The following is a 26,151-nucleotide window of genomic DNA, read 5'->3' on the forward strand; positions in this document are numbered from 1 at the left end:
TCATGCACAACTTAATAGCTTACTCCCTGCCCATCCTACTTTATTTATTCGTGATACCTGAGATTAATGCCATGTCAAATAAAAATGAACAAGATATCATTCAGGAAAACCTCGCCTTTGAATGCCACCGACAGGCAGATGCACTCCCCCCCATTAGCCAAGAGGTGGATGTTATCTATAAATATGGTCTCTACCTTCAGCAAAAAGAGGGTCCCAAGGATTTCAACGAAGCCGCTCGATATTACCGAATAGCCGCTGCTAACGGACACTATAAGGCGGCTACCAATTTGCAAGCGCTGATTTCTGAAGGCCTCGCCCGCTCTCCAAATGCTCAAAAGGAAACTATTGATCTGGTTGAGCAGTATATGGCACTGGGCGTTCCCGGTGCCTACTACGATATGGCGCATTATCTTGAAGCAGGTTACGGCGTTGAGCAGGACAATGAAAAAGCTAATGCATATTTTCGAAAAGCAGCGGATATGGGAAGTCCTGATGCACAATTCTATATAGCAAAATTACTAGGTAGAATGACAGGTCCCAAGGATGTCATGGTCCAAATGCGACGCTGCGCGGCCTACCAAGGCCATACACAAGCGGCACGTGAATTGGCGGGTTTTTTGCGTGTAAGAAAAAAATATGAAGAAACCGTTAGTGCATATCATCAAGGCGCAAAATCGGGTGATGCTACCTCAGCTAGAAGACTTGCTGAGGCGTTTAAAGGTCCATCATCAACGGATGACCTTTACTACATGAAATTAACTGCTGACGAAGAGCGGACAAAAAGGTATGCTGCTATTAATAATTTCCTTGAGCAAAACGAACAACTGAGTCCCAAAGTCCCAGATATTGACTCTATAGTTCCGCTCCCCCCTGCCAAACTTCCCGCTTGGGATGGAACCTTTCAATGGCAAAAAGAACGTACCGCAAAAGCAGTTCCTAACAATCCTGACGACGCATTGATTCAACGGCTGAGCAAAGAAAAAAACCTGGACCCCGCGACGGGCCTACCCTTGCCGAAAAATTGAAAAACCATCATGCGATTTCTAATGGGTGCTAACAGACGTAAGCGACGTGGCGCGTACGACCAAGAAAAAATATATACGTGAGGTGAATACCATGTTTCCATTATTTCTGTTCGCTAGTGTTTCTTTTGGATTGCTGTACATCGGCTACGTCATTTTCTGGGTCATCAGGTCAAACAAAAAAGGGGGCATTTTAAACGTATTGACTGCCGGTACACTATTAAAAATGGCCTGCGCGTTCCTCACCCTGTGTATTGCTTCAGGGGCTGTCTTTATGGGAGGCACTGCTGGCGCAATCAGCGGTTCCGGAGGTAGTGCCGAGGGTCGGGAAATGCTAGAGACGATGCTGAGCATAAGTGAGTCTTGCGTATATGCGACGTTAGCTTTAGCAGCGGCAGCCTTGATCAGGCGTTTTTTGAAATGAATGTCTATCATGATATGTGTGGACGCTGATCTTGGACTGCCCCAGTTGCTGACGTAAGATTGCCTCATTCCTTAACCTAGAAAAGTCCATGCGGCTATAACTGGTTAAAAAGCAACGAAGACTCCGCAAAGAATCTTGAGAGTTATATAAATTTCGTATTGAACGACTGCAAGACTCGTCTTAAATATACATGTGAAAAAGTAATCATAGTAACTCATTCAATGGGTGGGTTAGTAGCAAGAATGTGTGCAAAGAAAACCCACATAATATTATGGGTATTGTACATGGTGTTCAACCTGCTATCGGCGCAGGAACGGCTTATTACAGGGTGCGTGCGGGATGGGAAGATATCGCAGGCCGCTTGGCGATCGGTGCAAACGCTGTAGAAGTGACCCCAATATTTGCGTCTCCAGGACCGCTACAGCTTTTGACTAATCATTTATATGGTAACAATTGGCTATCAGCACGGTGGGAAAATAATACTGGTGGCTTACTAATGCAATCACTAAAAACAACGATCCTTATAACGAGATTTATGCTATCCCTAACAAGTGGTAGCGCCTAATGAATCCTTATCTTATAGACCCTGGAAACAATATATTACGGATCTTATGACAGCAAAAGAGTTCCATGCGGAACTCGAAAACTACTACTTTAACCCAACTTATGTGCATTTTGGAGCAGATAGAAAACAACCAGCCTGGAATAAAATAACCTGGATAATTACTCCATTAAAAAATAACGCCATGATTTGGGCATCAAAACTGAATCAACAGCAGACTCCAAGTCTAGAATTAAATTCTGATACTGGCAGTAATAGCTTAGTCGTGAGAAATCTTGAAACTGCAGGGAACATAGCCTATAGCACGTTTAATGGGCAAGGCGTAATCGGCGCAGATTATGCTGGGGATGCTTACCGTGCCCACATGGGCAAGCAAGATGAGGGCGGCGATGGAACGGTGTCAACACTGTCCGGACAAGCGCCTACTGCTCACGTAAAATTTTCTGCAATGCTTAAAGGTTTCGCCCACGGCACATCATATGATAACCAAACAGTCAGAGCAGTAACCGTACACTCTATAATAAATATAGCTAAAAGAGCAAAAAGCTATGTTGACCGCGCAACCTAAAAAGAACTATGTAATCATAGCACTCGGCTTTGCCATCAGCCTATCAATTATTTTTATGCTATTTTACAAAGAGGAACTCGCAAAAATGCGAACCGCCAAAAATACCAAAACATATTCCGCGGCCATCGCTCGCTACAGTGTTGAGATACCAGAGAGCATGAAGCTCGCTGATGTTGCACTCAACAAGAATGGCATTCCTATAAAGGTATACTTTGATTATATAAAACCGCGTACAGAACGATTAGTCGACAGTTCATTGGCGGCGATAAAGAATAATGAGACAGGCCGTAAAACTATAGAAAAGCCAGCGGAGATATCACGCCCATCGGACACTGCGTGGATGATTGCATATAATCACAAACGCGTGACAGGTGTTGATGTCTATGGTAAACCGATGAACGAGATTTCAAACAGCTCTCTAGGATTTGTGTGGAAAAAAAATATACTGCTGGAGGTAGGCGGAGAGCGCACTTTAGAAGATCCATCTCGCATTGCTTTCTTAATGTCACGCTTTGATGTATCAGATGATAGGAATAGCGGGTTTTGTTTTGTCAAAGGCTGTATTGAAGGTAACGAAAATGAACGTGAGTCCGTAAGTGTTTCTTTTGAAGACACTAACATCAAGGGATTTAATATCGGATTCAACATTGACACCTACCAAGGCGAACCTAACCTTCCACTTTCTGATCGGACGCCAAGCGTCCCTGACTTGGAATTACCTGGCGCGTTAAAATGGCTCAGTGACTCAGACAATAGAATCAAAAAATTTAAAAACTCCAGTAGAGTGATACGCGATTTTAATGGAGAAGAGATTATTGAAGGCACAACTCAAAAGCTGAATGGCACGTACCTAACTGAAATCACCGGTATGTGGTACTACCCCGGCATGCCGGAAGACGTTCAGAAACCAGAAATCAGGATAACCGCGACTTACTCGTTCACCTCCGATCATTTACCTGACATCGCCCCTAGTTTCCCAAGCCGATCACAAAAAGTTTTGACTGAAGAAGAATTTCTCTCATCTTGGAACAATTTGCTTGAGTCTTTCCATCCGAATAAACTCTAAAAATCCGCTAAGACTTAGAATACCGATAACACATGAAAAGCCTATTCAAATTCATAAAATTGTGCGTATTTTCGGCAATATTAATTACTATTCATAGCGAGCCAACCTTAGCTCAAGAGTGCGGAAAAAACTACATAACTACCGAAAAATGGGATGCGCATTACTTTGGAAGATTCAAACTAGAGCTTCCTGCAAGTTCTAAAGTTATAACCGACTACAAGATATACAACGAAGACATTTAACTAATCGGAAAAAACGGGAAATCCCAGATAAAATCGCTAAAGAAGCTCAAAATTTATGTTAAAGCTCAATACGGAAAGAAGCAAAAAAAACATACTAATCCTATTTTCAATGTTTTTACTAGCGCTATTATTTACGACATTAAACACATGTAAGGAGCAGCAGGAAATGATTTCCGACAGAAAGACGGACATGAAAAAATTTTTAACTGGACGTTACGTAATTAGCTTGCCGGCTAGTGCCAAAATGGTGGAGGCAAACTTAGTGGTTAGTGGTGTACCCATAAAAATCCAGCCTGACTATTTAAAGGCTCGAGCTATACACGCTGCCGAAAAGGAATGGACATCAATATATGAAAAAAATATCACTAACAAAATACAATCTGCGGAACGAGAAATCCTACCTAACAATACACAACTTTTAAAGTATAACCACATTCGCATACAGGGCGAAGGGCTTGACGGCTCAGCGATAGATAAAATCGCCTTTTCGACACTTGCCTACATCTGGAGGGACAATACGTTCTTCACCTTAGGTGGAGATGGCGCGCTAAATAAAGACAACGAAATTAAAGCATTGATCAACAAGCTTGAAGCAGAGTCAAAAGACCTTAAAGAATCATCTCTTTGCTACGTGACAGGTTGCATAAGCCAAAAAACTGGAGATGAGGCCATAGACATAAATTTTGAGCTTTCAGATATAGCAAATCTTAAAGCGAAATTTCAATCAGATCAGTATGGCGGTGAAGCTAATTCAGCCTTGTCTGAAAGGAAGCTAAGCTCTACCCTAATTGATTTAGGTGATGAAGCTGACTGGATTATGAAATCGGACTATCAGCACCACACTTATCGAAATGCGAAACGCATTTTGCACGACTTATCTGGTGAAGAGGTTATCGAGGCAAGCGTTCAAAAATCAGCGGGGAATTATCTGATTGAAGTCAACGCAAAATGGTATTACCCAGGCATTCCAGGCGTTGCTGAAAAACCAGAAATTACGATACAGCTAGATTACAGTTATACCGTAGATAAAAAACCTTCAAGCCCTGCAGGTTTTTTTGACAAGACCGCAGGTAGTGACATAACCGAAGCTGACTTTATGCATATCTGGGACACAGCTCTTGATTCTTTTAGCTTTCGATAGTATGGCTGCCAGAAGCAGGACTAGGGTGAATGACTGACCCGCGTACATAATCAATGCAGCACATCATGTGCTACCACTGAGAACAGTATTTGACAATTAATTTATAGAGAACACAATGATAATGCTCGTTTTTTTTGCCATTGCGTTGTTTGGAATAGCTTATGTGGTAACCGTGATCTTTCGTGTTGTCAATGCGGATGCTAGAGGGGGCATTTCAAACATCCTAACCTGTATTACTTTATTTAAAATGTCACTCTCATTTTTGGCCGTATGTATAACATCGGGAGCTATTTTTTTAGGCGGATCTGCCAGTGGCATCAGCGGATCAGGCGGCAGCACAGAAAACCAACAACTCCTTGATACAGCATCACATATTAGTGAATTCTGTCTCTACGCAAGTTTAGCTTTAGCTATAGCGGCGCTGATCAGTTATGCCCATAAGAAAAATATTCTATAGATGAGTCAATCAGGATAGTGGGGTTACTCGCTTAATACACGGCCATTACCCATTATCTTGCCATTGACATTGCCTTTTTATCGAGGCTATTCGGCCACTAAGGCAGGCTCCCGCTTAAAGAAAACACTTGAGCGATTGTCCTGACCGCGCCAGAGTTACGCGGATATCCAGAGTAAGGGAGCTACACCATGGATCTGACATTCGGTACCGCCCTCAGCCAGAGCGGACGCCTGCTACAACTCACCACGCCGCTGGGCGAGCATCAGCTTCAGGCCCTGCGCGTGCACGGGGTCGAGCGCATCGGGCGCGTGCCTCGCTACACCCTCGACGTGGTGGTGCAGGACACCGAATACGATCCTGAAAAACTCATCGGCCAGCCCGTCAGCCTCGCGATTCTCTGTGATGACGGTTCTCCCGCGCAGCGTCATGGCCTGGTCGAGAGCGTGCGCTATCTGGGCAATGACGGAGGTCTGCACGACTGGCAACTGGTCTTCGCCCCTTGGTTCAGCCTGCTCGAATACCGCCTCGACTGCCGCATCTGGCAGGACAAAAACCTGCCGACGATTCTGGAAGCGGTTTTCTCGCTGTACGAACAGGCCAAGGGCAATTACCGCCTGGACCTGCGGCGCGAATACGCCCCGCTGTCCTACGTCACCCAGTTCAATGAAAGTGATGCCAACTTCGTGCAGCGCTGGTGCGAGCAGGAAGGTCTTTTCTGGTACGTCGAGCATACGGCTGACAAACATTGCATCGTCTTTACCGACACCGTCGATACCCTCCCCGCGCTGGCACCGCAGAGCATTCGCTTCCACACCCAGAACGCCACTGAAAAACAGGACGGCATTACTCAATGGAGCAGTGGCTCGCAGTTGCTCAGCGGCAAGCTGCACTGGCGCAGTGTCGATTACCTGGCCCACGGCCAGCCACGTGAAACCGTGATGCCGGCCTTGCAGGCCGCTTCGGCCCCGCAGGCGCTGGAGCGGTACGAGTATCAAGGCCAATACGGCTGGCAGAAGCAGGATCGCGGCGAATGGCTGAGCCGGGTACAGATCGAGCAGCGTGAGTCGCAGGCTCGTCGCGTGCAGGGCCAAAGCGGCGTGCGGCAAATGGAAGCCGGACGCTGGTTTGACCTGACCCAGCATCCGCTGTACGAACGCAAGGCGGCTGAAGAGCGCCAGTTCCTGCTGATCGAAGTCGAGATCTTCGCCGAGAGCAACCTGCCGCTGGCCAAGGAACGTCGCGAAGTGCCGGGCAGTCTGGCGGCGCTGTTCAGAACTGTTCGTCCTGAGCCTTCAGGAATTGGGGTCGTGAACAAGGTAGCGGACACCTTGGGCGTGGGCAGTCATGGTTTCTTCCTCAACCGCTTCGAAGGCCAGTTGCACAGCGTGCCGTTTCGCAGCCCCGCTGAGCATTTCAAGCCGAATAATCCCGGCCCGCAGACCGCCGTGGTAGTCACACCCAACGGTCATGAGGTGTTTACAGACACTCTGAACCGGGTCTGCGTACGCTTCCACTGGGACCGCCTGTCTCAGGATGGCGAGTTGGGCTCATGCTGGCTGCGCATGATGCAACCGAGCAGCGGCCCGGACTGGGGCAGTGTGCATGTGCCGCGTGCCGGTGAAGAGGTGGTCATCACCTTCCTGGATAACGACATTGATCGGCCACTGGTCATGGGCCAGGTCTACGGCGGTCATAAGCCGGCCTGGCACTCCAGCGGGCTGATGGCCGGTTACAAGAGCAAGGAAGTCGGCGGCGGTGGCTTCAACCAGTGGGTGATGGACGACTCAACCGGACAGGTCCGTACCCAGATCCACAGCAGCCACGGGCATACGCAGCTTAACCTTGGTTACCTGATCGACCAGCGAGGTAACAACCGGGGTGGCTTGCGCGGCACGGGTTTCGAGTTACGCACCGATGCCTACGGCGCACTGCGCGCTCAGCAAGGTCTTTACCTCAGCACCTGGAAACGCAGCGGAGCCCAGGGCGCACAGATCGATGCCAGCGAAGCGCAGCAACAACTGAAAAACAGCGAGCAGCGCGTCAAGACCTTGTCCGACACCGCGCAACAGCACAATGCCCTACCCATGCAGGAAGGCCTGGACAGCCTGACCCAGCTCAACAGCGACGCCGATGTGACCTACGGCAGCGACGACGGCACCCCGAGCCAGGGCCCCGGCGAACAACAACGCAACGGCGGCGACACCGCCTGGGCAATACGCAGCGGCGGACGCGGCAAGACACCGGGTTACCAGCAACCTCTGCTGATTGCCTCCTCCCCTGCCGATATCGCCACCGCCACGCCGAAAAGCACCCACCTGCACAGCGGCAAACACCTGACCCTGAGCACCGGCGAAGACGTAAGCATCGCCAGCGGTAAATCCTTGCTGGCCAGCGTGGCGCAAAGCATCAGCCTGTTTGCACAGAACGCGGGGGCCAAACTGTTTGCGGCAAAGGGCAAGATCGAGTTGCAGGCGCAAAGTGATGCAATGGAGCTGACGGCGCAGCAGGGGGTGAAAATCACCTCGACCGCAGCCGGAATAGAAATTGCTGCACAGGAAGGTATTTTGCTGACCAGCGGTGGCGGCTATATTCGCATCAAGGACGGCAACATCGAGATCCATGCGCCAGGGACAATTGATGTCAAAGGGGCTAAGAAGACGTTTAGCGGGCCGACCAGTCTGTCGCACAGTTACAACGAAATGCCCAAGACCGACTTTGCGGACCCTTATGTGGTTCGCAAACAGAGCACTGGAGAACCTGCTGCTGGTATGAAAGTCGAAGTGACCCGCGCAGATGGGAGTGTCATGCAGTACGTTTCTGATGCCGCTGGCAAGATACCGCTTCAGCAAAGTCAGATTGCAGAATTCGTAAAAATCAAAGTGCTGGGAGAGGCGTAATGCTTGACTCCTCTTTCTTCGTAACCCAGACAGACCAACGCATGGAGGCTAACCATGGGAAATAACAGTTCACCCCCAACTGATAATACGCTCCATCTGCCTCAGGAACATGATGCAGATGGCGAGCTAATGGCAACGACGACCATGTCACGGTCAAACGATCCGGTTGAGAAATCTATTCCGTGTAAAAGCGGGAAGGTTGTGCCCATTATCTTCATACCTGGAGTGATGGGTACTAATTTGATGAATATGAAGACCAGAAAGCCAGTGTGGGTGGCACCGAATGTTGACGGTATTTTTCCTGTTATCAAAACGTTAGGCTTGTTACTTGGAAGCGTGTTCAAGTCAGCAAAGCAACGCCAAGCCGAGTTAGACTCTACGCCGGGCGCGGTTGGCGTTTATGAAGATGGTGAAGTTGATGGCGGCGAAAGTGGCTTAACTGAAGATGAATTACGTACCCGTAAGTGGGGTTCAATCATGCGAACCTCATATCATCCGATCATTAATGAAATGCAACGTCAGATGAACAACATCATGATAGAGCGAGTACTTCAGGGTGAATGGAAGGCTCGTGTTGAGCAAGCACCGTCGGAATGGGGAGACTGGGAAGAAAACCCAAGTCTCTCCCAATTGGGAGACGCAAGCGGTTTAAAGGCTGCTGCAGATGTGCAATATGAAGTTTGGCCAGCAGGTTACAACTGGCTACAATCCAACGAACTCTCGGCAGGAGATATAATCAAGTATATAGAAAATACTGTTATACCTCACTACTCTGGAAAAGCAGAAAAGGTGTTGATTGTCACCCACTCCATGGGTGGACTTGTTGCAAGAGCGATGGTCGCCTGCCATGGCTACAGTAATATATATGGTATTGTACATGGGGCAATGCCTGCCACAGGTGCGCCAGCTAGTTATAAGCGTGTACGGGCCGGCTTTGAGGCGCTCGCAGAGAAAAAAATACTAGGCCGTGATGCCGCCGATGCCGTAGCAGTTATGGCATTTGCTCAGGGGCTTATGGAACTACTACCGTCTAGAGATTATAACGATGCGCAACCGTGGTTGTTTGTACGAGAACAATCAACTGGAAAAAAAGAGTTAAACCTACCTAAAAAATGCCCCTACGAAGAAATTTACAAGTCTACACAATGGTGGGCATTGATCCCAGAGAGCAATGATAATTTATTCGACCCAGCGGGCCTTGTTGAAACTAGCGGAGAAGATGACGGCGACTTACACAGCAAAGGTAACTCCTTACGCGATAAGTTTTATGACATAATAAATTCAGTAAAAGACGTTCACAAACTGCTTGAATCAAAGTACCATGAAAAAACTTACGTTCATTATTGCGCCGAGGCTAAGTCAGAAGACTTTTTTACTTGGGGCGGCATAGAATGGACCACTAAGAACCTAAATGACGTAGACCTTGAGTCTGCTAAACTAACTAGCGATAATCTTGATGCTCACATTCAACTAAATGGGAAACTTCAGCTTATCGTCGGTGAAAAAACTCATGCTGGGGACGGCACTGTGCCGGTGTACTCTGCTTCGGCTCCTAGAGGAAAGCCAGGAGTACTTGGCGCATTCGCTCACGGCAAGAATGCCAGCCTTCTAAATAGTTATTGCAAAGAAGGAAAATTTAATAATACAACCGGCTATGTTCACCAAGGTGCCTATACTGACAAAGCAGGAAGAACCCTCTATTCTACTCTGTACAGCTTAGTCAGGTTATCTGAAAAAATATATTGAGATGATCAACATGAAAAAAAAATCCTTTCAAATACTAAACTTATTTTGTATTTTAGCTTTTGCCCTAACTCAAAATCAAGCTGCTTTGGCCAATCCAGTAGAAGGTGACTTTATGACTCCATGGACCACAAATTATTTTGGCAGATTCAAAATAGATTTACCCAGCAACTCCGACATCTTGACAGACTATAAAATCTTTAATGAAAAAATTAAGTTGATCAGCAAAAACGGAAAAAAGGATATCAACTACAACATAGAAAAAAACATAATCGACTTAAAAGATGATTTAGTCCGCGGCAAATCCACTGTATACGAGAAAACTATCCCTCTTAGCAATGGCAGCGCTCTTGTTCTGTCTAAGCGCCAAGAGTACTACACACTAAACGTTTATTTGCTGACTACTAAAAACACTCTTTATAACATGACCGCAACTGCCATATCTGCAGAAAATCTCGAGAGTGCTATCGAAAAAATTCGAAAACTCAGTGATGCTATTTTTTTTAGAAGACCTCAAGATGCACCAGCGCCTGGTGCGTTCGCATTGGAGGCGGGTTACACTACTTTACCAAACACCTATGCAAAAGAAACAATTTATATGGGAGCACAGATAGCAGGACATCCCGGCACATATGTAAGCTTATTAACACAGCGCATAGCCAAAAAAGAAGACGGATTGATACAGCGTTTTGAAAACCCGCAAAATAGCGCACTCTCCAAAGAACTGAAAGCATTGGCGAGCATAACTAAAACACTCAGAAAAAAGGAAAGAATGATAGGCAATATCAAAGCCGAGGAAGTTGCAGTTAAGGCGTTAACCGATGGAAAAACGTTTTACAATTTCCAAGTTGAATACCAGGGAACTTTGAAATCTAATACTGAACCCTATATAGCTTTAGAATTAGGTACTCACGAAAAGGGCAGTGATTTCAAGTCAGACGATGAAGCGTTGGCTTTTTGGGATAAGTTAGTAGACAGTTTGAAACCACTGCCCTGATCCAGTTATCTCGACCTTAAGCCATTGTAAGTGTAGATAGCAGCTTATGCGAAGCAATCAAATGCCTGACGTTGTAGCTTACCTACTTATCGACCCGATTAATCGATACAGCTTTTCACGATCGATACCAATAAAAATATTAGACAATTAATTTACGGAGAAAAACAATGATAACAGTCGCTCTTTTCGCAGCTGCGTTGTTTGGAATAGCTTATGTGGCAACCGTAATTTTTCGTATTGTCAATGCGGATGCCAAAGGAGGCATTTCAAACATTCTCACCTGCACTACTTTATTTAAAATGTCACTCTCATTTTTGGCGGTAGGTATAACATCGGGAGCTATTTTTTTAGGCGGATCTGCCAGCGGCATTAGCGGATCAGGAGGCAGCACAGAAAACCAACAACTCCTTGATACAGCATCACATATTAGTGAATTCTGTCTATACGCAAGTTTAGCTTTAGCCATAGCGGCGCTGATCAGTTATGCCCATAAGAAAAATTTTCTATAGATGAGTCAATCAGGATAGTGGGCTTACTCGCCTAATACACGGCCATTACCCATTATCTTGCCATTGACATTGCCTTTTTATCCAGACCATTTGGCCACTAAGGCAGATTCGCGCGTAAAAAAACTTGAGCGGTTGCCTCGGCCGCGTCAAAGTTACGCGGATATATCCAGAGTAAAGGAGCTACATCATGGATCTGACCTTCGGCACCGCCCTCAGCCAGAGCGGACGCTTGCTGCAACTCACCACGCCGCTGGGCGAGCATCAGCTCCAGGCCCTGCGCGTGCACGGGGTCGAGCGCATCGGGCGCGTGCCTCGCTACACCCTCGACGTGGTGGTGCAGGACACCGAATACGATCCTGAAAAACTCATCGGCCAGCCCGTCAGCCTGGCCATTCTCTGCGATGACGGTTCTCCCGCGCAGCGCCATGGCCTGGTCGAGAGCGTGCGTTATCTGGGTAATGACGGCGGCCTGCACGACTGGCAACTGGTCTTCGCCCCCTGGTTCAGCCTGCTTGAATACCGCCTCGACTGCCGCATCTGGCAGGACAAGAACCTGCCGACGATTCTGGAAGCCGTTTTCTCACTGTATGAACAGGCCAAGGGCAACTACCGCCTGGACCTGCGTCGTGAATACGCCCCGCTTTCCTACGTCACCCAGTTCAATGAGAGCGATGCCAACTTCGTGCAGCGCTGGTGCGAACAGGAAGGCATTTTCTGGTACATCGAACACACCGCGGACAAGCATTGCATTGTCTTCACTGACACCGTCGATACCCTGCCCGCGCTGGCGCCGCAGAGCATTCGCTTTCATACCCAGAACGTCACCGAAAAACAGGACGGCATTACCCAATGGAGCAGCGGCTCACAACTGTTGAGTGGCAAGCTGCACTGGCGCAGTGTCGATTACCTGGCCCACGGCCAGCCGCGGGAGACCGTGATGCCTGCCTTGCAGGCCGCTTCGGCACCGCAGGCGCTGGAGCGTTACGAGTATCAGGGCCAGTACGGCTGGCAGAAACAGGATCGCGGCGAATGGCTGAGCCGGGTACAGATCGAGCAGCGTGAGTCGCAGGCTCGTCGCGTGCAAGGTCAAAGCGGCGTGCGGCAGATGGAAGCCGGACGCTGGTTTGAGCTGACCCAGCATCCGCTGTACGAACGCAAGGCGGCTGAAGAGCGTCAGTTCCTGCTGATCGAAGTCGAGATCTTCGCCGAGAGCAACCTGCCGCTGGCCAAGGAGAGACGCGAAGTGCCGGGCAGTCTGGCGGCGCTGTTCAGAACTGTTCGTCCTGAGCCTTCAGGAATTGGGGTCGTGAACAAGGTAGCGGACACCTTGGGCGTGGGCAGTCATGGTTTCTTCCTCAACCGCTTCGAAGGCCAGTTGCACAGCGTGCCGTTTCGCAGCCCCGCTGAGCATTTCAAGCCGAATAATCCCGGCCCGCAGACCGCCGTGGTAGTCACACCCAACGGTCATGAGGTGTTTACAGACACTCTGAACCGGGTCTGCGTACGCTTCCACTGGGACCGCCTGTCTCAGGATGGCGAGTTGGGCTCATGCTGGCTGCGCATGATGCAACCGAGCAGCGGCCCGGACTGGGGCAGTGTGCATGTGCCGCGTGCCGGTGAAGAGGTGGTCATCACCTTCCTGGATAACGACATTGATCGGCCACTGGTCATGGGCCAGGTCTACGGCGGTCATAAGCCGGCCTGGCACTCCAGCGGGCTGATGGCCGGTTACAAGAGCAAGGAAGTCGGCGGCGGTGGCTTCAACCAGTGGGTGATGGACGACTCAACCGGACAGGTCCGTACCCAGATCCACAGCAGCCACGGGCATACGCAGCTTAACCTTGGTTACCTGATCGACCAGCGAGGTAACAACCGGGGTGGCTTGCGCGGCACGGGTTTCGAGTTACGCACCGATGCCTACGGCGCACTGCGCGCTCAGCAAGGTCTTTACCTCAGCACCTGGAAACGCAGCGGAGCCCAGGGCGCACAGATCGATGCCAGCGAAGCGCAGCAACAACTGAAAAACAGCGAGCAGCGCGTCAAGACCTTGTCCGACACCGCGCAACAGCACAATGCCCTACCCATGCAGGAAGGCCTGGACAGCCTGACCCAGCTCAACAGCGACGCCGATGTGACCTACGGCAGCGACGACGGCACCCCGAGCCAGGGCCCCGGCGAACAACAACGCAACGGCGGCGACACCGCCTGGGCAATACGCAGCGGCGGACGCGGCAAGACACCGGGTTACCAGCAACCTCTGCTGATCGCCTCCTCCCCTGCCGATATCGCCACCGCCACGCCGAAAAGCACCCACCTGCACAGCGGCAAACACCTGACCCTGAGCACCGGCGAAGACGTAAGCATCGCCAGCGGTAAATCCTTGCTGGCCAGCGTGGCGCAAAGCATCAGCCTGTTTGCACAGAACGCGGGGGCCAAACTGTTTGCGGCAAAGGGCAAGATCGAGTTGCAGGCGCAGAGTGATGCGATGGAGCTGACCGCGCAGCAGGGCATGAAAATCACCTCCCTTGCACAGTTAGTAGAAATGTCTGCACAGAAGGAAATTTTGCTGACCAGTGGCGGCGCTTATATCAGGATCATACGCGGCAATATCGAGGTGCATGCGCCAGGCACAATAGACATCAAAGGTGCCAAAAAGACCCTCAGCGGTCCCGCAAGCATGGACTACGCAAATAAGGAGCTTCCCATCGCAGTGCCCGCAGGGCTGTATGACGAGCAAAATCGCCTCATGACCACCCACGGTGTACCGCTTGAGGATGTCGCGGTCGAGGTTGATATTCCTGACGAAGGCAAGAAAATATTTTTTACCGACCAAGACGGTAATATTCCACGGATTTTTAGCGACAAGCCTGGTAATGGCAAGGTTACGCTTGTGCCTGACGAGTTGGTCGTGCCCGCGGGATCGGACGAATATTCTCCGAGTAAAAAACCATGAAGAATGACTTTAAATTTAACACTCAGGCTTGCTCGATCAACGATCTGAACCCGAAGTGTAGACAGTTGTGGTCCATCGGTCAGCAAGTCGCCGTAAGGCGGTTGAGCGTACAGACACGCGCACCTTATCAGCAACCACCCCGATACCAGTTGATAAGCGACTTCAGCACGCGCGCTGCGCGTATCGCAGGTAATTACGCCCGAATCTATCTTGAGCTTGAGCACAAAGGAAAACCTGAGTTAAAAGGGCGATTCTACTGGACCGGGTTGGCAGCATTCGCCAGCAAGCAGGTCATGTGTGCGCTGGACTATACGACCCACACTAAGATGAGGGCGGTTCCGTTAATGGACTTATCGATGGACTTGTCAAAATAGTTTTTAGGCATGGGGAATTTTGGCTTTTTCAAGATATTTTTGTTTGGTATTGGTTCTATATAAACCACCCCGAGCAGCTCTTTGAATGCATAGACAGTCGAAGCATTGGAGACTGTGAAGATAACTTTCAAGCAAGCTTTAAAAAACTCCCCTGGTTTAGTGCGGCCGTACCAAAAATCAATAATCTCAAAGTCATGACCAAGGGGGAACTTTATGACAAAATTGACCGAATGGTCTTTATTACTGAAATTGCGAACAGCTATCACGAGAAAATGTTTTCTTCAGCGTCCTATATGAACTCGGCAATCAGTACTATTTCCACCTGGAACGAGCGAACATGAGATTTGTTTTATGCCTAACCTTTCTTTTGCTCTCTGGATGCTGGGATAACGTGCCAAAAAACAGCGCTGTGCAATTCTGGCTTGGAGATACTATCGAGACCACCAAGAAAAATCTAGGATCAGATCTTTCCAGTGACTGTGACTCTGAGCTGTGCTGGTATCGGCATCGACAACCCGTACGTAGCGGAAAATTTCTGACCATGATGTTAGGTGGAGAAAAATCCAGATTTGAAATCCAGCGAGTCTTTGCTTTTTCAGTACCGATCTACACTCAGGACGGCAACAAAATCGAGCTGATCAGTCTGAACCCCCTCGAAGTACCCGAAGATTCATTACACACCGAAGCGGAATCAAAATTTTATGAGCTGTTGACGTCACTCCAAAATGCGGGTTGGAAACGGTATATACGTCTCGGTGAACCACGAATTTCCGGAACGGAAATAAACAAGCTTGACACGGTGAATGAAGTGCTCGGTAAGCCTGTCATGACAGGACCTTGGAGTGACCCGTCAATACGCCTACCCGAAGAGCTATGGCGGTCAATGCCCATCTTTAGTGATTGGTCATTTTACCGTGGTAATGAATACCTTACAGTGAGTGTTCAACGGGAAGACAGTGAAAAAGAACCCTCTAAAACCGGGACCTATCTTTTTACGCTCACCTTCAAATCCGAAAAAAGATTTTTTTCAGAATATTTTGATTCATCTGATCGCAATCGCATGAAAGAGCTGTTACCCGACCTACTGAAAAAGCTGGCATCGCAACGTGCGACCGCGGAAAGCCAATTGAAGAAACTGGGAGTCGCCATTGACGAGCGTTACCAGAATCCAACGATCAGCATCCTGGAAGCACAGCATTGAACCTGATGCGCTTGGCAAGATGATTGATGCACGTCCGGTCATGGGGACGGGTCAGCCACGACAGCCGATAAGCTGGCAGCAACCTGCCCAGAAAAAACGAGCGGCTTTAGGCAATGGCCGCCTATCAGGAGCTGACCAGATGAAGAATTGTGGCGATTTAGCGCCCAGGCTACGCGGTTGCGTAGTACACAACCCAAAAACTCCATACACTCAGCACCCTGATCAGAAAAACGCCAGAACACAGGATTTCCTGGAAGAAAACGTCACCCTATGGAACATCAGGAGCAGCACCATGAGCACAGCAGATCAGACGCGCAGCATTGGCACGTATAGCGCCAAGTGGCAGGAGCGCTTCAATTTCTTCGAGACGTATGGTGCGCCGAACGATCCACGCTTCAAGGCCGGCCTCAAATCACTTCCCGGCTTCAGGAAGAAAATGCTCATCAACCTCAACGTCATCGCGTATTTCTTTGGTCCCGTTTATTTCTTCGTGCTGGGCCTGTGGAAAAAAGGCATTGCGTTGATTGGCATAATGCTCGCGACCAACGCCTTGATCCTTCTTGTATGCACGCTTTTGGGAACCGAGGTTCCTTACGCGTTGGGGGGAGGTCTGAATGTGGCCTACGCCCTGATGTATGCCCTGACCGTCAACTACTCCTATTACCTAAAAGAAGTAAAAGGCGAGCAAGGCTGGAATCCGTTCAAAGGCATGCGTCTCTAATCCGAAAAGGTAACCGATGGCACCGCCCCCTGCCGAGCATAAAGGTTCGCAGTCCATCGACCAATACCCTATTCAACCAGCGTCATATTTGAATCAGTCATTCAGGTAATTGCCACATGGATGCGAAGCCAGGACTCCAATGACAGCGCCCTCTTCCCACGCAGCCTTGCTGCCACTGAAAATTATTGCGACGGGCGTAGCGGTGCCCGCAAATCGAGTTGACTCGTCTGCGCTGGACACGTTATTGAACAAGCCTGCGGGTTATGTCGAAAAGCGCTCGGGCGTATATTGCCGTTTTCACGCAACACTCGATGCCAGCCAGGCCGAACTTGCAGCACAAGCACTTCAGGATGCCTTGAGAAGAGAGCAGATCCCGGCGGATTCGATTGATCTGTTGATCTCGGCTTCGGCAGTACCCATGCAGGCCCTACCCTGCACGGCAGCATTGATTCTCAAAGCGGCACACCTGCCGTCGGGTACCCCCGGCTTTGATATCAACAGCAGTTGCGTCGGCTTCATTACAGCGCTACAGGTCGCCGCAGGCTTGCTCAATGCCGGAATCTACAAGCGCATCGCGATCGTGTCGGCAGATCTCGTTTCGCGCGGTATCGACTGGGATGACGAAGAAAGCTCGCTGATCCTTGGCGACGGAGCAGCCTGTGCCATTGTCGAACGCGGTGACGGGAGCAGCGGCATTCTGAGCAGCCTATCCGAGACTTATCCGCAGGGCAGCGACCTGTGCGAGATTCAAGCAGGCGGCACACGTCGCAATCCACGTACAGGCATGACTGACAGAAACTTTCTGTTCCATATGAAGGGCAAGCAGCTGTTTCGTCAGGCTGCCGCGTTGATTGAGGGCTACCTCGCACGCCTTCTGGAAAGGAGCGGATTGACGCTTGCCGAGATCGCCACCGTGGTCCCCCATCAGGCCAGCCATCTGTCGCTTGAGCACATGCGGAAAAGGCTTGGAGTACGACCTGAGGTACTGGTGGATATTTATCGCTATCACGGTAACCAGGTCTCGGCATCGATTCCGACGGCGCTGCACGCTGCTTTTACCACCGGTCGTTTTACAAGCGGCAAACCAGTAATGCTGATCGGTACCGCTGCCGGTTTGACATTGGCGGGCATGGTGCTGCTGCCATGAAGGTTCTGCTGACCGGCGCCACCAGCGGCCTCGGACGTAATGCAGCAGAGTGGCTGTTGAGCGCAGGCCATAAGGTACATGCCACCGGACGGGACTCGGCAGTGGGGAATCTGCTGCGAGAAAAAGGAGCGGAGTTCACCGTCCTGGATCTGACCCGGGCTACAGCACAGCAATGTGAGCAATTGATGCTCGGCAGTGACGTGGTCTGGCACTGCGCAGCAAAGTCTTCTCCCTGGGGTAGCGAGGCCGAGTTTCATGAGGCCAATGTAGTCGTCACAGAAAATCTGGCCGAGGCAGCTGGCCGCTGCGGCGTTTCGCGCTTCGTGCACATATCCACCCCTGCGATCTATTTCAACTTTCAAGACCATGAGTGTATTGACGAGCAATACCGTGCCCGACGATTCGCCAATCACTACGCCAACAGCAAGTACCAGGCAGAGCAATCCATACAGGCGCTGGTACCGCTTTATCCACAGACCACGTTTATTATCCTGCGGCCTCGTGGCTTGTTCGGCCCCTATGACCGGGTAATTCTGCCCCGGATCCTGAGCCAGATAGAACGCGATCATGGCGTTTTGCGTTTGCCGGGTGGTGGTCAGGCGGTGCTGGACCTGACGTTCGTACTGAACGTTGTGCACGCCATGGACCTGGCGAGCCATAACAATTCGTTGTCTTCCGGCGCTGCCTACAACGTTACCAATCATCAGCCCATGCGACTGGTGGATAGCTTGCAGTTGTTACTGCACGAACAACTCGGCATTCGTTATCGTGTGCAGCGCGTGCCTTACCGATTGCTGCACTCGCTGGCGACGGCACTCGAGCTTCTGGCCTGTATAACGCGCAAGGAGCCCGTGCTGACTCGATACAGTGTGGCGGCGGTGAACTTCGATATGACCCTAAGCCAGACGCGATCCATTGAAGAACTGGGCTACCGGCCTCGGTACTCGATGGAAGAAGGCGTTCAGCTCACGGGAGAGTGGCTTAAGTCTCACGCGGTGAAACCCTATGGCTAGCATTACCACCTTTGAAGTGGGTTACTGCACGCATATCGGTTGTATGGCGTTGCAAGGCGCCGGCCTGCGGGTCTGCAAATTTCCGTCCAGGGCATATCTGCTGGAGGTTGGCGATCGCCGCTGGTTATGGGATACCGGCTACGCCAACCATTTTCAGGAGCATACCCGGTCGGGGGTTTTCCGCATCTACAGCCAGGTTACCCCGGTATATCTGGATGCGGGTGAAACGCTACTGGATCAACTGCGTAATGCGGGTTACGCAGCCAACGATATTCAGGCGCTGATCATTTCCCACTTCCATGCCGATCACATCGCCGGCCTGCGGGACTTCAGTCATCTCAACTTTATCTGCTCGGGCGAAGGCTGGCAGAAAACCCGCTCATTACGTGGCATCGCCGCGCTCAAGCGCGCCTTCGTACCGGGACTGATTCCCGAAGGTTTCGAGGCAGCGTTGCAGTTCGTCGAGGGCTTTGAGCAGGTGAGCCTGGCCGGGCAACTGGCACCGTTTACACATGGCTACGAACTACCGGGCAGTGACGGGCAGATTTTTCTGGTGCCACTACCAGGTCATGCGGCCGGACACATAGGTGCATTTATTCTTACAGAAGATGGCTGGACACTGCTGGCCAGTGATTCCGCATGGTCGCCGCTGAGCTATCAAGAATTGCGCGGGCCTTCTGTGCTTGCCAACGTGCTGATGGATGACAGCAAGGCCTACTACCAGACGCTGAATCGTCTGAACCTGTTGTGGGCAGCAGGTCATGTGGATATCCGATTGTGCCACGAGGGCGATTTATGATCCCGGTGATGACGCTCTGGCACTACTGGCGAGCGCGCCGCCGGCGCTTTTCCAGTCGTCAGGCACTAGAGCATTTTCAGAACAGGCAACTGAAGCGCTTTGCCCATAGGTTGCTGGCCAAAAGTCCTTATTTTCGGGCTTACAGCGCTCTGCCATTCAACGAATGGCCGCTGATGGACAAAGCGCTGATGATGACGCAGTTCGACCAGATGAACACCGCAGGTCTGCAACGTGATCAGTTGCTGGCCTGCGCAAGGCGCGGCGAAGCCGAACGCGACTTCACGCCACGCATCGGCCGCTTTAGCGTCGGGCTGTCCTCGGGCACGTCAGGGCAGCGCGGCGTTTTTGTTGTGAGCCCGCAGGAACAGCAGATCTGGGCGGGCGGGATGCTTGCCAAGATGCTGCCAGACGGTATTTTCGCGGGTGAGCGAGTGGCGCTGTTTTTACGTGCGGACAATAACCTGTACCACAGCGTCGACAATCGCTGGCTGAGCCTGGCCTTTTATGACCTGTTCACGCCGTTCATTGAGCAGTTGCCTCGCTTACAGGCGCAGGCGCCTACCATTATCGTTGCGCCAGCACAGGTGCTGCGCGCTTTGGCCCTGGCCGCTCTGGGCGGGCAGATCCAACTCGACGTGAAGAAAGTGATCTCCGTCGCCGAAGTCCTGGATGCGCAGGATCGCCAGTTGCTGAACACGGTGTTCCGCGAGGTCGGCGAGGTCTATCAGGCAACCGAAGGTTTTCTGGCGGCCACATGTTCTCATGGCACGCTGCATTTGAACGAAGAGTTCGTGCATATTGAGCCCCAGTGGCTTGATGAGCATCGCTTCACGCCGTTGATCACGGACTTCACTCGCAGTACCCAACCTATCGTACGCTACCGACTGGATGATGTACTGGTCAGGCAATCCGCGCCCTGCCCGTGCGGTCAGCATTCGATGGCAATTTCCCGAATCGAAGGTCGCCGCGACGATCAGCTTTCGCTGCCTGACCAGCACGGTGAGATGCAGATTATCTTTGCCGACCTGTGCAGTCGGGCAATTGCCAATGCACTGCCTCTGACCAGTGACTACCGCTTGATTCAGCTCTCGAAAACCCGGTTGCAGTTGATTGCAGACTGTACGCAAACCGAACTGGAGCACGGCCGCAGACAACTTGTCGCACTGTTCACACAACAGGGTATCGCCACTGACAAACTGGAATGGCAACTGACGGTGCAGAACGTGATGCCGAACTTCGATCGCAAACGACGCCGTATTGTCCGGCAGGCAGAAGCATGAGCAACCCCGTGATGTTCCGGTTGTGGCACATGCTGCTTGGCTGGGGTTCAGTCGGTCTGATCTATACGCTGACCGACCATTTGCAGAGGACCGGCCAAGTCATGACACCCTCACCGCTCGACCGGATGATCGCATTCACGCCGCACGCAATCTGGCTTTACCTGTCGTTCTTCGTGGTTGTTCCACTGGGCTATCTGATGACCCCACTCGATCGAGTACGCTGGCTGTCTCGCGCCATGCGCCTTACCGCACTGAGTGCCGGAACGGTCTACCTGCTGTGGCCAACAACGATGGTGTATCCGGTCGATGAGGGCACAACATTAAGCTCTACCCTGCTGGCAACGCTGACTTATGTGGACTCGACCCAGAATTGCCTGCCATCCCTGCACATGGCCCTGATGGTGCTGGCAGTCTGGGGGATCAGTGCCGCAAAGCGTAGCGTACGTACTGCAGTGTTTATCTTATGGGTGGCCGCCATTGCCTATTCGATCCTGCAATTGCGCCGCCATCTGTTCATCGACGTGGTCAGTGGCGCCATGCTCGCAATGGTGTCGGGCTTGCTGGTCGATGCGCTCGGCCGAAGCAGGCAAGTCGCACTCAAAGGGAATATGCAATGAGTGATCTGGCCATTCCGATCATAATCATGCTGCTGGCCGTAACAGGCGAAGCCGTCATTCTGCAGTGGATGCAGCGCAAGCCGGTTGACTGGCATGACGTGGTGTTCAATCTGAATTCCGGCCACCTCATGCTGTGGCTGTTCCGTGGCATGGAAGTAACCTGTTACGGACTTGCTGTGACTTACTTGAGCCTTGGCCTGCTGGATACATGGCCGCCACTATTGGTCTGGGCGTTCGCGTTGCTGGCATGGGATTTCTGTTTCTACTGGTTGCACCGCCTTCACCACCACGTTGGCCTGCTCTGGGCCGTGCATGTGGTGCATCACCAGGGTGAGCACTTTAACATGTCCTTGGGTGTGCGTAATTCGTGGTATTCATCGCTCACCTCGATTCCGTTCTTCATTCCGCTGGCCGTGCTGGGGGTGCCACTGCATGTGTTTGTCGCAGTGTCGATCCTGCATTACTCGATGCAGTTTTTTAACCATAATGCGCTGATACCCAAGCTGGGCGTGCTGGAGAAGATTTTCGTCACCCCAACCCATCATCGTGTGCATCACGTCAAAGACAGGGCCTATTCCGATAAGAACTTCGGTGGCACTTTCATTTTCTGGGACAAGCTGTTCGGTACATTTTCCAGCCTGCCCGATACCCCTTACACATTCGGAATCGGTGGACCTCGCTCTTCCGCTAACCCGTTCTGGGCCAGCAACGTGCCCTTCCTGCGTTACCTGCGACTGTCGATAACATCGGACGAGCCGACCCGCTCGCGCGTCTCGGGCTTGAGCATTTTCAGCGGCGCGTTGCTGCTTTTCGCGCTGGTGGTGGGTTACATCTATCAGTACGGCTATGGCTACAGCGACATCACCTGGCCGCAGGTCGTCCTGTTCGTCTTTCTCGTGATGGGCTCGGTGGCGCTGGGGGGAATGACCGAAGCGAGGACCTGGAGTGTTCCTGTCTGGCTGGTAGTATGCCTGGGGCTGGCGTTGCTGTTTCTGGGTTATTACGGCTGGTCGCAGGTGTACTGGCAATTGCCGATGGTCGCCCTGGCCTTGCACGGGGCATGGGTGGCCCTTTCTTCTCGCGGCTACAACCTTTCAACCGCAAATCCGGTGGAAAAACATCATGGCTGAGTCACTTGCCCCCTTGTCATTCCCTGCCGATGGCGAACAGGCATTTCACCACGCCCTCAAACGAGCGGCCCATGCCTATCTGGCAGACGATCATCGCTACGCAAGCATTCGGCAAAAGGTGACGGCATTGCTTCTTATACTGCTGTGCGGTGGTTTTTATGCCTCGAGCCTTATGCAACACAATGCGTGGGCATTCGTGGGCTGCTATTTCATGTTTGTCCTGACAGGCATGCTACTCAACGTGATGGTGTTTCACGACGCCACCCACAATGCCTTTTTCCGGGAAGCCTGGGCAAACCGACTGGTGGGGAGGTTGATGACGTTGCCGCTCGGGATTGATCCAGATTATTGGCGAGTCAGGCATGTGCAGTTTCATCATGCCTATGCCAACGTTGAACATTACGATCTGGACACCGAGGAAAATGGCGTCCTGCGACAGTCGCCCTTCCAGGGCTGGCGTAAACACATGCGCTATCAACATATTTACTGGCCCATGGTCGCAGCGCTGTCGCTGCCCTACATCTCATGGATATTCGACTGGTCGGACCGCCTTGGGAAGACGCCGCTAAAAGTCAAAAGAACTCTTCCGGGAAACAAAGGCTGGGCAGTATTTCTGGCCAGTAAGGCATGCCATTTGCTGCTGGTACTGATAGTGCCGCTGTTGATATTCGAGGGTAGCTGGGCGACGGTACTGATCGCCTACTTTGTGAGCCAGATGCTCGCCTCTCTATGGGTGGTATTTCTGCTGCTCGGTACGCACTGGGCAGAAGCAGAGTTCTATCAGCCATCAGGCAGTCCGTTGATGCCACACGGCTGGTATCGACATAACTTCGCGACAACCTGTGACTGGCAAACCAATCCACGCTGGCTGCACCATGTCGTGGGCGGGCTGAATTTTCATCTGACTCACCACCTGTTCCCTGGCTGGAGTCATCGACACTACCCGGCGCTGGCAAACATCATCGCCGATCTGGCCCCCCGCCACGGCATGCACTATCGCTGTATTGACTACCGTGAGTTGCTCAGGCAGCAGCGAAAGTTCCTGCGCAGCATGGGGCAGAGCACGCAGGTGACGAATATCACCTGAAGAACTCAGACCCAGAAGCTTTGTGACTTCTGGCACCACCGCATTAATATTGTTTGTCTACTTTTCCCGTTGTGGGGCATTTTGTCGCTCAACAGCCGGCGCAGTCGCGAATTGAGTGTGCAGTGGGCGCTCATTCGGTCCTAGCGCAAGGAGATCTGTCTGGAGATTTGTCGCCGTAAATATCTCGAGAAACATCGTCAGAGCCTGCGCAAGTGGAAGGTAACGCGCACATGATCCGGGATGACCGAGGACTTTCCCGCCCCCAACAAAAAACCCGCCGAAGCGGGTTTTTCCAAGACCATCCCGACTCCCTGTCGGCTGCCTCCGAGGCGATGGTCGATCGTCCTTGATCCTGGTGAACTCCTGCTCACCACTTGATGGATCCAATGCTACGGGGGACGGACCAGGTCGGAAATGGCCAAATCCCTCCACCGCGTGATCGCGGTAGGGATGGCAGTTACCCGCCCCCCCCGCACAGATCCGTACGTGCGGAACTACCGCATACGGCTCCTGCCTCGGGTACGTGACGCGAAGCGATCCTCAGGATATGGGTGTGCATTCTTTAGGCTGGATATGTAGTGATTTGTGAGCAACCCGAAGCGAGACCATTGCAGCCGATTCCGCTGGCTATGTCGCATGAGCGCCTGGCGCCAATATCGACAAACGGCTTTCCTGAAGCCACTCAGCCGCTTTGAGTTTCCCGGTACCGCGTGGTAATTGAAGTACCCACGTACCCCCGGGTAAGCCATTGCCTTTGAACCTGGATGGGTTCATGACGCCGGTATTTCAACTCACCCCGGATAGCCAGCAACGTCGCACGCATACGCTTTTTGACAGTCAGTCGCAGTACTTGGAAGTCACCGCGTCGGCTGACACTACAACAGTGGGTGAAACCCAGGAAATCAAAAGTCTCCGGTTTTCTCAAACCTCGTTTCCTGCGATTCATCACGGCAAAACGACCAAACTCAATCAGTCGTGTTTTCGAGGTGTTGAGCGATAGACCGAACCTGGCCAACCGTTCCTGCAACTGCACCAGAAACTGCTGAGCCTGCATTTTCGTCCTGAACCCCACCACACTGTCATCCGCATAGCGCGCGACAATCACATCGCCACGGGCGTGGCGCTCGCGCCACTGCCTTGCCCATAGATCCAGCGCGTAGTGAAGATAGATATTTGCCAGCAGCGGCGATATCACTGCCCCTTGGGGCGTCCCCTTGGTCGCAGCCACCCTACGGCCATCCTCCATAACACCCGCTTGAAGCCATTTGCAGCTAAGCCCGAGCAAGCGCCGGTCTGCAATCCGGTGCCCCAGAAACATCAGCATCCATTCATGGCCGATCTCATCAAAGAACGATGTGATATCCGCATCAAGTATCCAGTTCACCTTTTGACTTTTCAGCGCGACCGTTAACGCATCTAGCGCATCGTGCTGACTGCGGCCCGGTCGAAACCCATACGAGAACCCAAGAAAGTCTTCCTCATAGATCGCATTCAGAACGGTGACAACCGCCTGCTGTACGATCTTGTCCTCCAAAGAAGCAATACCCAACGGGCGCTGCCTGCCATCGGCTTTGGGAATGTAGACCCGCCGCGATGGCGTTGCTCGAAAAGCTCCTTTGTGAAGCCTTCCGTACAACTCCGTCACACGCTGGAGAAGACCTTCCTCATAGTCTCGCCACGACATACCGTCCACGCCTACCGCAGCATCGCGACGCAGCGCATAAAAGCTCTGCGCCAATAACTGTGGTGTGATGTGGTGTAGCAATGCCGTGAACTGCATGCCCTTGTTCCTGCGGACTGCTTCACGTACACCTTCAAGCCCCATCGACGCGCAACTGATCCGGCTCTGTGTCCGGGGCACGGGAGGCCTGTCGGTGTTTCCCTTGGCTACGTCCCTTTCCTCCACCATCTCCGCAGGGCCAAGCCCTTTGTTCGATGGCTTCTCAGGTACTACGGACGTATCCGACTTCTCAGCGGCGTAAGCAGCAGGGTTACGGCTTTTGGCCTTTCCTGCTCCGCCCGGTGCTTGCGCACCGGGCGCCGCTGAGATCTCCCAGTTTCTGTGCAAAGGACTTCCCGACGTGCACAGGGTCTCCGACCGCGCGGGATCAGAGAATGACTGGCGTATAGCGCCATGCTCCGTATTGCCTTCTGCTTCGCTTAACAGCATCGGCATCCCGGATTCCTGATTACGCGGCTCA

Annotated in this window: 24 protein-coding genes; 23 read left to right on the top strand and 1 reads right to left on the bottom strand. The window is 51.8% G+C overall.

Annotated features, from left to right (window positions below):
* Positions 1–2 precede the first annotated feature (2 nt).
* From OKW98_RS17740 to OKW98_RS17840, 23 genes are all read left to right on the top strand, one after another.
* Positions 3–1,025: a sel1 repeat family protein gene (locus tag OKW98_RS17740; protein WP_265385950.1), complete on the top strand. Its 1,023-nt coding sequence runs from the start codon at positions 3–5 to the stop codon at positions 1,023–1,025.
* 91 nt (positions 1,026–1,116) lie between these two features.
* Positions 1,117–1,446, top strand: a complete 330-nt coding sequence (locus OKW98_RS17745; protein ID WP_265385951.1) for a hypothetical protein — start codon at positions 1,117–1,119, stop codon at positions 1,444–1,446.
* 158 nt (positions 1,447–1,604) lie between these two features.
* Positions 1,605–1,832 carry a hypothetical protein gene (locus OKW98_RS17750; RefSeq protein WP_265385952.1) on the top strand — a complete coding sequence of 76 codons (228 nt, stop codon included), beginning with the start codon at positions 1,605–1,607 and terminating at the stop codon, positions 1,830–1,832.
* Positions 1,833–2,057: 225 nt separating this feature from the next.
* Positions 2,058–2,576 carry a hypothetical protein gene (locus OKW98_RS17755; RefSeq protein WP_265385953.1) on the top strand — a complete coding sequence of 173 codons (519 nt, stop codon included), beginning with the start codon at positions 2,058–2,060 and terminating at the stop codon, positions 2,574–2,576.
* On the top strand, positions 2,557–3,642 hold the full coding sequence (locus tag OKW98_RS17760) for a T6SS immunity protein Tli4 family protein (RefSeq protein ID WP_265385954.1): 1,086 nt from the start codon (positions 2,557–2,559) through the stop codon (positions 3,640–3,642). The genes OKW98_RS17755 and OKW98_RS17760 overlap by 20 nt, the downstream gene beginning before the upstream one ends.
* A gap of 297 nt (positions 3,643–3,939) precedes the next feature.
* Positions 3,940–5,025: a T6SS immunity protein Tli4 family protein gene (locus OKW98_RS17765; protein ID WP_265385955.1), complete on the top strand. Its 1,086-nt coding sequence runs from the start codon at positions 3,940–3,942 to the stop codon at positions 5,023–5,025.
* Between the two features lie 115 nt (positions 5,026–5,140).
* Positions 5,141–5,482: a hypothetical protein gene (locus tag OKW98_RS17770; RefSeq protein ID WP_265385956.1), complete on the top strand. Its 342-nt coding sequence runs from the start codon at positions 5,141–5,143 to the stop codon at positions 5,480–5,482.
* A 188-nt stretch (positions 5,483–5,670) separates the two neighbouring features.
* Positions 5,671–8,379 carry a type VI secretion system Vgr family protein gene (locus OKW98_RS17775; RefSeq protein ID WP_265385957.1) on the top strand — a complete coding sequence of 903 codons (2,709 nt, stop codon included), beginning with the start codon at positions 5,671–5,673 and terminating at the stop codon, positions 8,377–8,379.
* Positions 8,380–8,433: 54 nt separating this feature from the next.
* Positions 8,434–10,125 (top strand): esterase/lipase family protein, encoded by a 1,692-nt coding sequence (locus OKW98_RS17780; protein WP_265385958.1) that lies wholly within the window; start codon positions 8,434–8,436, stop codon positions 10,123–10,125.
* A 10-nt stretch (positions 10,126–10,135) separates the two neighbouring features.
* Positions 10,136–11,119, top strand: coding sequence for a T6SS immunity protein Tli4 family protein (locus OKW98_RS17785; protein ID WP_265385959.1), 984 nt, complete (start codon positions 10,136–10,138; stop codon positions 11,117–11,119).
* Between the two features lie 167 nt (positions 11,120–11,286).
* Positions 11,287–11,628 carry a hypothetical protein gene (locus tag OKW98_RS17790; RefSeq protein ID WP_265385960.1) on the top strand — a complete coding sequence of 114 codons (342 nt, stop codon included), beginning with the start codon at positions 11,287–11,289 and terminating at the stop codon, positions 11,626–11,628.
* Positions 11,629–11,815: 187 nt separating this feature from the next.
* Positions 11,816–14,581, top strand: a complete 2,766-nt coding sequence (locus OKW98_RS17795; protein WP_265385961.1) for a type VI secretion system Vgr family protein — start codon at positions 11,816–11,818, stop codon at positions 14,579–14,581.
* On the top strand, positions 14,578–14,955 hold the full coding sequence (locus tag OKW98_RS27590) for a DUF2515 family protein (RefSeq protein ID WP_416147328.1): 378 nt from the start codon (positions 14,578–14,580) through the stop codon (positions 14,953–14,955). The genes OKW98_RS17795 and OKW98_RS27590 overlap by 4 nt, the downstream gene beginning before the upstream one ends.
* Positions 14,956–15,014: 59 nt before the next feature.
* On the top strand, positions 15,015–15,296 hold the full coding sequence (locus OKW98_RS27595; protein ID WP_416148506.1) for a hypothetical protein: 282 nt from the start codon (positions 15,015–15,017) through the stop codon (positions 15,294–15,296).
* A complete protein-coding gene (locus tag OKW98_RS17800; RefSeq protein ID WP_265385962.1) occupies positions 15,293–16,156 on the top strand; it encodes a hypothetical protein in 864 nt (287 codons plus the stop codon). The genes OKW98_RS27595 and OKW98_RS17800 overlap by 4 nt, the downstream gene beginning before the upstream one ends.
* 292 nt (positions 16,157–16,448) lie before the next feature.
* The gene (locus tag OKW98_RS17805; RefSeq protein ID WP_265385963.1) at positions 16,449–16,877 is read left to right on the top strand and encodes a DUF2628 domain-containing protein; all 429 of its coding nucleotides are present in this window, start codon (positions 16,449–16,451) and stop codon (positions 16,875–16,877) included.
* A gap of 139 nt (positions 16,878–17,016) precedes the next feature.
* Positions 17,017–18,024 carry a 3-oxoacyl-[acyl-carrier-protein] synthase III C-terminal domain-containing protein gene (locus OKW98_RS17810; protein WP_265385964.1) on the top strand — a complete coding sequence of 336 codons (1,008 nt, stop codon included), beginning with the start codon at positions 17,017–17,019 and terminating at the stop codon, positions 18,022–18,024.
* Positions 18,021–19,037, top strand: coding sequence for an NAD-dependent epimerase/dehydratase family protein (locus OKW98_RS17815; protein ID WP_265385965.1), 1,017 nt, complete (start codon positions 18,021–18,023; stop codon positions 19,035–19,037). The genes OKW98_RS17810 and OKW98_RS17815 overlap by 4 nt, the downstream gene beginning before the upstream one ends.
* A complete protein-coding gene (locus tag OKW98_RS17820) occupies positions 19,030–19,836 on the top strand; it encodes an MBL fold metallo-hydrolase (protein WP_265385966.1) in 807 nt (268 codons plus the stop codon). Before OKW98_RS17815 ends, OKW98_RS17820 begins: the two co-directional genes overlap by 8 nt.
* Positions 19,833–21,116: a F390 synthetase-related protein gene (locus OKW98_RS17825; protein WP_265385967.1), complete on the top strand. Its 1,284-nt coding sequence runs from the start codon at positions 19,833–19,835 to the stop codon at positions 21,114–21,116. Before OKW98_RS17820 ends, OKW98_RS17825 begins: the two co-directional genes overlap by 4 nt.
* Positions 21,113–21,733: a phosphatase PAP2 family protein gene (locus OKW98_RS17830; protein WP_265385968.1), complete on the top strand. Its 621-nt coding sequence runs from the start codon at positions 21,113–21,115 to the stop codon at positions 21,731–21,733. The genes OKW98_RS17825 and OKW98_RS17830 overlap by 4 nt, the downstream gene beginning before the upstream one ends.
* Positions 21,730–22,863, top strand: coding sequence for a sterol desaturase family protein (locus OKW98_RS17835; protein WP_265385969.1), 1,134 nt, complete (start codon positions 21,730–21,732; stop codon positions 22,861–22,863). Before OKW98_RS17830 ends, OKW98_RS17835 begins: the two co-directional genes overlap by 4 nt.
* Complete coding sequence (locus OKW98_RS17840) at positions 22,856–23,950, top strand: fatty acid desaturase family protein (RefSeq protein ID WP_265385971.1); 1,095 nt, start codon at positions 22,856–22,858, stop codon at positions 23,948–23,950. Before OKW98_RS17835 ends, OKW98_RS17840 begins: the two co-directional genes overlap by 8 nt.
* A 682-nt stretch (positions 23,951–24,632) precedes the next feature.
* Here the strand turns inward: OKW98_RS17840 and ltrA are convergent.
* Positions 24,633–26,126: a group II intron reverse transcriptase/maturase gene (gene ltrA / locus OKW98_RS17850; protein WP_416147332.1), complete on the bottom strand. Its 1,494-nt coding sequence runs from the start codon at positions 26,124–26,126 to the stop codon at positions 24,633–24,635.
* Between the last annotated feature and the right edge of the window lie 25 nt (positions 26,127–26,151).

Origin of the sequence: Pseudomonas sp. KU26590 (genome assembly GCF_026153515.1) — a bacterium.
GTDB lineage: Bacteria > Pseudomonadota > Gammaproteobacteria > Pseudomonadales > Pseudomonadaceae > Aquipseudomonas.